The 10,170-nt window shown below is 51.4% G+C and carries 8 protein-coding genes; all 8 read left to right on the top strand.

Translation table 11 applies throughout. The annotated features are described in order from the left end of the window. Window positions 1-222 precede the first annotated feature (222 nt). Window positions 223-1,707, top strand: a complete 1,485-nt coding sequence (gene putP, locus D5398_RS14185) for a sodium/proline symporter PutP (protein WP_120508252.1) — start codon at window positions 223-225, stop codon at window positions 1,705-1,707. Window positions 1,708-1,969: 262 nt separating this feature from the next. Next, window positions 1,970-2,821, top strand: a complete 852-nt coding sequence (gene efeU, locus D5398_RS14180) for an iron uptake transporter permease EfeU (protein ID WP_120508210.1) — start codon at window positions 1,970-1,972, stop codon at window positions 2,819-2,821. A gap of 45 nt (window positions 2,822-2,866) precedes the next feature. After that, a complete protein-coding gene (gene efeO, locus D5398_RS14175; RefSeq protein WP_162940765.1) occupies window positions 2,867-3,994 on the top strand; it encodes an iron uptake system protein EfeO in 1,128 nt (375 codons plus the stop codon). Between the two features lie 155 nt (window positions 3,995-4,149). Next, window positions 4,150-5,445 carry an iron uptake transporter deferrochelatase/peroxidase subunit gene (efeB, locus tag D5398_RS14170; protein WP_120508209.1) on the top strand — a complete coding sequence of 432 codons (1,296 nt, stop codon included), beginning with the start codon at window positions 4,150-4,152 and terminating at the stop codon, window positions 5,443-5,445. A gap of 167 nt (window positions 5,446-5,612) precedes the next feature. Then, window positions 5,613-6,770, top strand: a complete 1,158-nt coding sequence (locus D5398_RS14165; protein ID WP_120508208.1) for an N-acetylmuramoyl-L-alanine amidase — start codon at window positions 5,613-5,615, stop codon at window positions 6,768-6,770. Between the two features lie 183 nt (window positions 6,771-6,953). Further along, on the top strand, window positions 6,954-7,358 hold the full coding sequence (locus D5398_RS14160; protein WP_120508207.1) for a hypothetical protein: 405 nt from the start codon (window positions 6,954-6,956) through the stop codon (window positions 7,356-7,358). Window positions 7,359-7,421: 63 nt separating this feature from the next. Then, entirely contained in the window at window positions 7,422-8,210 is a 789-nt protein-coding gene (gene phoH, locus D5398_RS14155; RefSeq protein WP_120131086.1) for a phosphate starvation-inducible protein PhoH, read from the top strand. Between the two features lie 195 nt (window positions 8,211-8,405). Beyond that, window positions 8,406-10,118 carry an ABC transporter ATP-binding protein gene (locus D5398_RS14150; protein WP_120508206.1) on the top strand — a complete coding sequence of 571 codons (1,713 nt, stop codon included), beginning with the start codon at window positions 8,406-8,408 and terminating at the stop codon, window positions 10,116-10,118. The last annotated feature ends 52 nt before the right edge of the window (window positions 10,119-10,170 follow it).

Here is a 10,170-nt window from a genome sequence, read left to right as displayed (position 1 = left end):
CTGAACCAGTATCCGGCACGACAGGATTTTTGAACAACAGCCATGCTATTGACGCTGACGATTGACGCGAAAATATAAAAAATAGGGAGAGTAATGCTGAAACTACAGCCGGTTTCAGCCATCATCTCGCCCCGGCAGGTTTTTGGCAGTCCTTCAAGAGAAGGGCGTCAGGACAGACAGATGCCGGACAACATCGCAAATAAGAAGAAAGTGGAGAATGGAATGACAATGGGCACACCGATGCTGGTGACGTTTTGTGTTTATATTTTCGGGATGATTTTAATTGGGCTCATCGCGTATTTACGAACCAAAAACTTTGATGACTATATTCTGGGTGGACGCAGTTTAGGCAGCGTGGTTACGGCGCTTTCTGCCGGTGCTTCGGATATGAGCGGCTGGCTGTTAATGGGTTTACCGGGCGCGATTTTCATTTCCGGAATTTCCGAAAGCTGGATTGCGATTGGTCTGACGATCGGCGCTTACCTGAACTGGAAGCTGGTCGCAGGGCGGTTGCGTGTGCATACCGAAGCCAATAATAACGCGCTGACGCTACCGGATTACTTCACTCATCGTTTTGAAGATTCCAGCAAACTGCTGCGTATTATTTCCGCAATTGTGATTCTGGTGTTTTTCACCGTTTATTGTGCGTCCGGCATTGTTGCCGGTGCGCGTCTGTTTGAAAGCACCTTTGGCCTGACATACCAGACGGCACTGTGGGCCGGAGCGGCAGCGACTATCGTCTATACCTTTATTGGCGGTTTTCTGGCGGTCAGCTGGACGGATACTGTGCAGGCCAGTCTGATGATTTTCGCGTTGATCCTCACGCCGGTGATCGTCATCCTCGCGGTCGGTGGCATTGATACCTCTATGATGGTGATTCACGCTAAGAATCCTGAATACACCGACATGTTTAAAGGCATGAATCTGGTCGCGGTCTTGTCACTGCTGGGTTGGGGGCTGGGTTATTTTGGTCAGCCACACATTCTGGCGCGTTTCATGGCGGCTGATTCCCATCGCACCATTCGCAGCGCACGCCGGATCAGTATGACCTGGATGATTCTGTGTCTGGCAGGCACCGTCGGGGTGGGCTTCTTCGGGATTGCGTACTTCAGCAATAATCCGGGTGAAGCAGGTAACGTGACGCAAAACGGTGAGCGCGTATTTATCGAGCTGGCGAAAATCCTCTTCAACCCGTGGATTGCCGGTATTTTGCTGTCCGCCATTCTGGCGGCGGTGATGAGTACGCTCAGCTGCCAGTTGCTGGTGTGTTCGAGTGCGATCACGGAAGATTTGTACAAAGCGTTCCTGCGCAAAGGTGCAAGTCAGCGTGAGCTGGTATGGGTGGGTCGTCTGATGGTGCTGGTGGTTGCTCTGGTGGCGATTGCGCTGGCGGCAAATCCTGAGAACCGCGTGCTGGGTCTGGTGAGTTACGCGTGGGCTGGTTTCGGTGCGGCGTTTGGTCCGGTTATCCTGATTTCAGTCATGTGGAAACGCATGACACGCAACGGTGCGCTGGCAGGCATGATCGTCGGTGCGGTTACAGTTATCCTCTGGAAGCAATACGGCTGGACTGAGCTGTACGAAATCATTCCGGGCTTTATCTTTGCCTCGCTGGCTATCTGGATTGTCAGCCTGATGGGACGCAAACCTTCTGCTGCGGTGGAAGAACGCTTCATAACTGCGGAAGCGGAATATAACACTATCTGATAAACCTCTGTTCAGAGGTCGCACATAACGGGGTCGTCCTGACCCCGTTTCGCCGCATTTCCCGACACATTGCCAGCCAGTTTCTCACCTCAGAACGCTCCCGCCTGACTTTTTATACGCATTTGCGAAGACATCTTCAAAAAAGGAACGCTTACCTCTTGTATTTCTTTTTGCAAGAATGATAATCACTATCGTTTCTTTTTACTTTTCTTTACAGAGACCTTACAGTTTTTGCAGATCAACAGGGTCAGGAGTTTTCGCTATGTTCGTTCCGTTTCTCATTATGTTTCGCGAAGGGCTGGAAGCGGCGCTGATTGTCAGCCTGATCGCCAGCTATCTAAAACGGACGCAACGCGGGCAGTGGCTCGGTGTGGTCTGGATTGGCGTGTTCGTCGCGGCGGCGTTATGTCTGGCGCTGGGGCTTTTCATCAACGCCACTACCGGTGAATTTCCGCAAAAACAGCAGGAATTATTTGAAGGGATTGTCGCCGTGGTCGCGGTGTGCATTCTGACTTACATGGTGTTCTGGATGCGCAAAGTGTCCCGTTCAATCAAAGTGCATCTGGAAGGCGCGATTGATAATGCGCTGAATTCCGGGCGCGGGCAGGGCTGGGCGCTGGTGGCGATGGTGTTTTTTGCCGTCGCACGTGAAGGCCTGGAATCGGTGTTTTTCTTGCTGGCAGCCTTCCAGCAGGACGTGGGAATTGCCGCACCAATTGGCGCAATGCTCGGGCTGGGCGCCGCCATCGTGCTGGGTTTCCTTATCTACTACGGCGGTGTGAAACTGCATCTGGCCAAATTCTTCAAATGGACCAGCCTGTTTATCCTCTTTGTTGCAGCCGGTCTGGCAGCGGGCGCGATCCGCGCTTTCCACGAAGCGGGATTATGGAACGGTTTGCAGGATATCGCGTTTGATTTAAGCAATACGCTCTCCACGCATTCGCTGTTCGGCACCTTGCTGGAAGGGATGTTTGGTTATCAGGAAGCGCCAAGCGTCAGTGAAGTGCTGGTTTATTTCCTGTACCTGATCCCGGCGCTGTTCTTCTTTTTCCTGCCTCAGGGGAAATCCTCTGTGGCTGCCACGGCTTCTGCCGGGCAAAAAACACAACGTTAATTGTATAAACCTGTTTATCACTTTGCCTTTGCCATGGAGTTGTACATGCCACATTTTCGCCGTAAAGCTTTACAGATTGCACTGCTGTCTCTGCCGGCTTTTACGCTGAGCGCTAACGTACTGGCAGCCGACGTTCGTCAGGTCAAAATTACTGTGAACGATAAACAGTGTGAACCGATGGCGCTGAGTGTGCCGGCCGGTAAAACACAGTTTGTTATCCACAATGACAGCCAGAAAAACCTGGAATGGGAAATTCTGAAAGGCGTGATGGTGGTGGAAGAGCGTGAAAACGTTGCACCGGGCTTCACTCAGAAAATGACCGCCAATCTGGAGCCGGGCGAATATGACATGACCTGCGGCTTACTGAGCAATCCGAAAGGCAAACTGACCGTGACCGCAGAAGGCGCAGCGGCTTCCGCTAAGCCGGACGCGATGGCGCTGGTCGGGCCGATTGCTGAATATAAAGTGTATGTAACGCAGCAGGTTGCTGAACTGGTATCACACACCAAAGCCTTCACTGACGCGATTAAGAAAGGTGACCTGGCGAAAGCGCAGTCTCTGTACGCTTCGACCCGCGTTTACTATGAGCGCATCGAACCAATTGCTGAACTGTTCTCAGATCTGGATGGCAGCATCGATGCCCGTGAAGACGATTTCGAGAAAAAAGCAGAAGATCCTAACTTCACCGGTTTCCACCGTCTGGAGAAAATCCTCTTCGCCGATAAAACCACCAAAGGCGCAGAGCCATTCGCTGACAAGCTTTACACCGACACGGTCGATCTGCAAAAACGCATCACTGACCTGACTTTCCCACCGAGCAAAGTCGTCGGCGGCGCGGCAGGGCTTATCGAAGAAGTGGCAGCCAGCAAAATCAGCGGCGAAGAAGACCGTTACAGCCGCACTGACCTGTGGGATTTCCGCGCTAACCTCGACGGCGCGCAGAAAATCGTTAACCTGCTGCGTCCGCTGCTGGAAAAAGCCGACAAACCGCTGCTGGAAAAAATCGACGCAAACTTCAAAACTGTCGATACCCTGCTGGATAAATACAAAACCAAAGACGGCTATGAGAATTACGAAAAACTGTCCGATGCAGACCGTAACGCCATGAAAGGTCCGATCACCACGCTGGCCGAAGATCTGGCCAAACTGCGCGGTGTTTTAGGTCTGGATTAAATTCTTCAGCTCCCTCCCCTGCGAAGGGGAGGGTTGGGGTGGGGTATTAAAGCAGAATCAAAAAGTTGAAGTTGCTTTGATGAGGTCTTAGCCCTTAATACCCCCTCCCAGCCTCCGCCTTTGCAGGGGGAGGAGCGTTATACCGAGGCATAGCAATGAGTCACAAAAACAATAATCAAGATGACGTTTCCTCTTCCCGCCGTAGCTTGCTAAAAGGCGTGGGATTGTTAGGCGGGGCATTTGCCCTGGGCGGCGCAGCCACTGCGCAGGCTGAGAAAACACCCGGAGCAAAAAAAGAATACACGCCAGGCACCGTTTCTCCCGACGAACGCTGGGGAAAGCAGCCGTATTATGGTGAACATCAGGCAGGCATTTTAACGCCACAGCAGGCATCGATGATGCTGGTGTCATTTGATGTGCTGGCGACCAATAAAGCCGACCTCGAGCGTCTGTTCCGTCTTCTCGATACTCGTTTTGCTTTTCTGACCACCGGTGGCACCGCCCCATCACTTGATCCGAAATTCCCGCCGATGGATTCCGGGGTGATGGGGGCAGAAATTTACCCCGATAACCTGACGCTGACTCTCTCCGTTGGTGAATCTCTGTTTGATGAACGCTTCGGACTGGCGCCACACAAGCCGCTGAAATTAAGCCGCATGACGCGTTTCCCGAATGATTCACTCGACGCGAAGCTGTGTCACGGGGATCTGTCTTTGCAAATCTGCGCCAATAACAGCGACACCGTGGTTCACGCACTGCGTGACATCATTAAATACACGCCGGATTTGCTCAGCGTGCGCTGGCGTCGTGATGGTTTTATTTCTTCCCATGCCGCGCGCAGTCAGGGCAAAGAAACGCCGATTAATCTGCTGGGCTTTAAAGACGGCACGGCCAATCCCGATTCCAAAGACAAGCCGCTGATGGATAAAACCATCTGGGTGACGCCGGATCAGTCAGAACCGGTCTGGACAACAGGGGGCAGTTATCAGGTCACACGTCTGATCCCGTTCAAAGTGGAATTCTGGGACCGCACGCCGTTGCAGGAACAGCAATCCATTTTTGGCCGCCATAAAGCGACTGGCGCGCCACTGGGGATGGAAAAAGAGCACGATGTGCCCGATTACACCAAAGATCCCGAAGGCAAAGTGATCCCGCTGGATGCGCATATCCGTCTGGCCAATCCGCGCACTAAAGAAACCGATGACAACCTGATGCTGCGACGGGGTTACAGCTATTCGCTGGGCGTGACCAATTCCGGGCAACTGGAGATGGGGCTGATTTTTGTCTGTTATCAGCATGATCTGGAGAAAGGATTCCTGACGGTGCAAAAACGCCTGAACGGCGAGGCGCTGGAAGAATATATCCGGCCAAATGGCGGAGGTTTTTTCTTCACGCTGCCGGGCAATAAAGATGAGAGTCACTATCTCGGACAATCGTTAATCGAAGCCTGACCTTGCTGCTCCCCCTGCGAAGGGGGAGTCACAAAACCAGAATCCTTTTTACGCTTAGTAACGTAATTCACGTCCTGTTAATACTCCCCTTAACCCATAAAAATCTTCGTAATGTCATGATGATAAATCGCGAAAATGATTTATCACGTGCCTGCACTGAGATTGCTATGACCATCAACCATTCCCGCAGAAAACTGCTGATTTTCGGTATCGGACTGTCACTGACCGCGCCACGGCTTTATGCCGCCCAAAAGGCGGTACGCATCACGATGACGTCGGATGCCGGCCAGATCCACCTGGCATTACCGGCAGCCGATAAGCGTTGTCGTGTGTTTATGCTCAGCGCGCCGCAGCGGGTGGTTATCGATATGCCGATGACGTCGTTTCCCCCTGAACTGGAACATGCGCTGACCGTGGTGAGGCAGAAATTTCCGTGGGTGGCAGAAGCTCGCCTTGCTCATTTCAGCCCGGACGTGGCGCGTATTGTGTTACAGGTGAAAGGGAAACCGGTGATTACGCGCAGCGCGGAGAATGGCGTGCTGAACGTGTCGATTACAGAAAAGAGTGCCATGCAGGATGTACCGGAGACGATCCCGGTAACCACCACCACGCCGCGTGCAGAGAAACCCCTGCTGGTGATGATCGATCCCGGTCATGGCGGTAAGGATCCGGGGGCAATCGGCAATGAAGGCACTTACGAAAAGCATGTGGTATTGCATATCGCCAGACGACTGCAAACATTGCTGGATGAACAGCACGGTATTCACGCGGTGCTGACGCGTCAGGATGATGTTTTTATCCCGCTGTATCACCGCGTCAGTCTGGCGCATCAGCACGAAGCGGATCTGTTTATCTCCATTCACGCTGACGGATTCACTAACGATCAGGTGTCGGGCGCATCGGTTTTTGCGCTGTCTGAGCACGGCGCAGGCAGCGCGATGGCGCGGTATTTATCGCAAAGTGAAAACAGCGTCGATGTGCTGTACGACAATGATTTTAAGACTGACGATCAATACCTTAAAGAAACGCTGTTTGATCTCGATCAGCATGAAACCATTCACCGCAGCATGAATTTTGGCAGTCATCTGGCGGCAAATATTGTCAAAGTGCATCACATGCACAGCCCGCATCCGGAACAGGCCGGTTTCGCAGTGTTAAAATCGCCACGCATTCCCTCAGTGCTGGTGGAGACCTCTTTCATCACCAATAAACAGGAAGAGAAACTGCTCGGTGAGCCGGTCTTTCAGGAGAAAATGGCCCGTGCGCTGGCGGATGGGATTAACAGTTACTTCATCAATGAAAAGAAAAATAATCTGCTGAGCTGAGGAGAATTAAGCGCGCTTGCGGAGGATCTGAAAAAGATCCTGGTGATCCTATTGACGCCGGACACAAATTTTTTTACATTTTGGTAACGCAATTATTTCAGCTGTCATTATACTGAAATTATTAAGCGGTAGTTTTCACAAGGTGTACGGCAGGTGCCGTGAATAACACTGCGGGGAGCGCGAATGGTAAAGTCCATGTTTGGGCTGGTGATAGAAAATAACAAGCTTCACTCATTCACTCGTTGTTGTCGCTTAAAAGCAAACGAGGGCAAGGCTTCCGACTCTCCAATATTAACTCAACCATTTTCAGTTTATTCCTACCGTTTTCTACAGATGTTTTCATCCACGCTACAGCAACCCTGTTCTTTAACTGACCCCTTAAAACCTGCTCAATCTGATGCGAAACGCATTGGCTATTATTCTGGCAATTTCATTGTTTGGGTCAGCGGTTTGTCATTATTGACAATGCCTCCTTGTGAACAGAAAGCAGCCAAAAGATTATTACCTAATCGCTTTGGTCTATTTTCCTCTTCACGTTATTCATTGGCTCTACTTGGTCTAAAAGGAGACCAAAACCTCATTTGTTAGTGAAACATAATCGTGCGGGCATTATGCCTTAGCGTTAAGTGAATCAAACTGTAAGGTGCCACTATGGGAAGACAGAAAGCAGTGATCAAAGCTCGTCGTGAAGCAAAACGTGTCATTCGTAATGATTCACGCAGTCACCGCCAGCGCGAGGAAGAATCTGTGACGTCATTGGTACAGATGGGCGGTTTGGAATCGATCGGAATGGCTCGCGACAGTCGCGATACTTCCGTCATCGAAGCGCGTACTGAAGCTCAGGGTCATTACTTATCAGCCATAGAGAATAAGCAGTTAATTTTTGCCACTGGCGAAGCGGGCTGCGGCAAAACATTTATCAGTGCTGCGAAAGCGGCAGAGGCATTAATTCACAAAGAAATCGACAGAATTATTGTGACGCGTCCGGTATTGCAGGCCGATGAAGATCTCGGTTTCCTGCCCGGCGATATTTCTGAAAAGTTCGCGCCTTATTTCCGTCCGGTGTACGACATTCTATTACGTCGCCTGGGCTCATCATTCCTGCAATATTGCTTGCGACCGGAAATAGGCAAGGTCGAAATTGCGCCATTCGCTTATATGCGCGGGCGTACTTTTGAAAACGCTGTGGTTATTCTGGATGAAGCTCAGAATGTCACGGCCAGTCAGATGAAAATGTTCCTGACCCGTCTCGGTGAAAACGTGACGGTTATCGTTAACGGTGATATTACCCAGTGCGATTTACCACGCGGCGTAGTATCGGGGCTCAGCGATGCAATGTCCCGCTTCGAAGAAGACGAGATGATTGGCATCATTCAGTTTGGCAAAGAGGATTGCGTGCGTTCAGAACTGTGTAAACGTACTTTGCACGCCTACTCTTAATTCCCCTGTCTTAAACTAAGATTATGTTATAAAGGCCGCTCCACAGATGGGCGGCCTTTCTTTCTGTCAGTTCAGCTACGCTTAGACATTCTCAGATAATCCACAACTAAAACAGTCTTATAAAACACTCTGACTGATAACCGTTTTCATCTAGACTACTCGCTTCGCCTTCAGGCTATTTCATAAGGATGCATGATGCTCCGCCGTTTTTTCTCTTATTACGCGCCCTATAAAAAACTGTTTTTCCTCGATTTCGGCTGCGCGATTTTAGCCGGACTGCTGGAGCTCGGTTTTCCGATGGCGATCAAAACCTTCATCGATAAATTATTGCCCGCCCACGACTGGGTACTCATTATCGGCGCGACGGTCGGATTACTGCTCATTTACCTGTTTAATACCGCGCTGATGGCGATCGTTAACTACTGGGGCCACGCGCTGGGTGTCGGCATTGAAACCGATATGCGCCGTCAGGCTTTCAGCCATTTACAGAAACTCTCGTTCCGTTATTACGACAATACGAAAACTGGTCACATCATCACCCACGTGACGAAAGATCTCGAAGAAGTCGGCGAGGTGGCACACCACGGGCCGGAAGATGTCTTTATCGCAATAATGACGTTTATCGGGGCGTTCATTCTGATGGCGACAGTGCATGTGCAACTGGCGCTGATGACCATTATTATTGTGCCGGCCATGACCTGGATGGTGAGCCGTTATGGCGCGCAGATGACCGAAACCTGGCGCAGGCTTTTCGGGCAGGTGGGAAATTTCAACGCCCGCATCGAAGAAAGCATTGGCGGCATTCGTGTCGTGAAAGCTTTTGCCAACGAAGAACATGAGCAAAAACTTTTTGCGGCAGATAACGACAAATACCGCAGCACCAAGCTGAAAGCCTATCAGATCATGACCGCCAGCCTGACACTCAGCTATCTGAGTACGCGTCTGGTTCAGCTGATTGTGATGGTGGCCGGTACCTGGTACGTGATTAACGATCAGCTGACGTATGGCGGATTTGTCGGCTTCCTGCTGCTGGTGGAGGTCTTTTTCCGCCCGGTGGCAAAAATCAGTTCGGTGCTGGAAAGTTATCCGAAAGGCATCGCCGGTTTTAAACGTTTTACGCAACTTATCGATACCGCACCGGATATTGTCGACCGTCCCGGTGCGAAGGTGGTCAGCCATCTGCGCGGTGATATTCATTACGACAATGTGGTATTCGGTTATACCCCGGCCAGCAAAATTCTTAACGGCATCACGCTGTCGATTAATGCGGGCGAAACGCTGGCGTTTGTCGGGCCATCGGGTGCCGGGAAAACGACGCTATGTTCGCTGCTGCCGCGTTTTTACGATATCGACAGCGGCAGTATTACCATCGACGGTATTGATATCCGTGATATGACGCAAACCTCGCTGCGCCATAACATCGGCATTGTGCAGCAGGACGTGTTCCTGTTTGGCGGCACCATCCGCGAGAATATTGCTTACGGTAAACTGGGTGCCAGCGAAGAAGAAATCCGGCTGGCCGCCAGTCGTGCGCGCCTCGATGATGTGATCGACGGACTGCCGCTGGGGATGGAAACGGTTATCGGAGAGCGTGGCGTGAAGCTTTCCGGCGGGCAGAAACAGCGCCTGTCGATCGCGCGTATTTTTCTGAAAAACCCGCCCATCCTGATCCTCGACGAAGCGACGTCTGCGCTGGATACGGCGACGGAACAGGCGATTCAGCAGTCGCTGGCGGAGTTATCAGAAGGACGGACGACGCTGGTGATTGCTCACCGTCTGGCGACGATCCAGAATGCCGACCGCATTGTAGTGGTAGATAAAGAAGGCATTATGGAGCAGGGAACGCACGAATCGCTGCTGGCGCTTCAGGGACGTTATGCGCAGCTTCATGCGGCACAGTTTCGCTAAAAGCTGATATAAAAAATCCGGCATCTTGGTGCCGGATTTTTACCGATTTACG

The sequence above is a fragment of the Rahnella bruchi genome, assembly GCF_003614975.1.
Taxonomy (GTDB): domain Bacteria; phylum Pseudomonadota; class Gammaproteobacteria; order Enterobacterales; family Enterobacteriaceae; genus Rahnella; species Rahnella bruchi.
The sequence above is the reverse complement of the archived record's forward strand: the minus strand, read 5'-3'. Positions and strand labels throughout refer to the sequence as shown.

Excerpts from the sequence above, each read along its gene's own strand:
- putP (WP_120508252.1), top strand. The coding sequence starts at position 223 with ATGACAATGGGCACACCGATGCTGGTGACGTTTTGTGTTTATATTTTC.
- efeU (WP_120508210.1), top strand. The coding sequence starts at position 1,970 with ATGTTCGTTCCGTTTCTCATTATGTTTCGCGAAGGGCTGGAAGCGGCG.
- efeO (WP_162940765.1), top strand. The coding sequence starts at position 2,867 with ATGCCACATTTTCGCCGTAAAGCTTTACAGATTGCACTGCTGTCTCTG.
- efeB (WP_120508209.1), top strand. The coding sequence starts at position 4,150 with ATGAGTCACAAAAACAATAATCAAGATGACGTTTCCTCTTCCCGCCGT.
- D5398_RS14165 (WP_120508208.1), top strand. The coding sequence starts at position 5,613 with ATGACCATCAACCATTCCCGCAGAAAACTGCTGATTTTCGGTATCGGA.
- D5398_RS14160 (WP_120508207.1), top strand. The coding sequence starts at position 6,954 with ATGGTAAAGTCCATGTTTGGGCTGGTGATAGAAAATAACAAGCTTCAC.
- phoH (WP_120131086.1), top strand. The coding sequence starts at position 7,422 with ATGGGAAGACAGAAAGCAGTGATCAAAGCTCGTCGTGAAGCAAAACGT.
- D5398_RS14150 (WP_120508206.1), top strand. The coding sequence starts at position 8,406 with ATGCTCCGCCGTTTTTTCTCTTATTACGCGCCCTATAAAAAACTGTTT.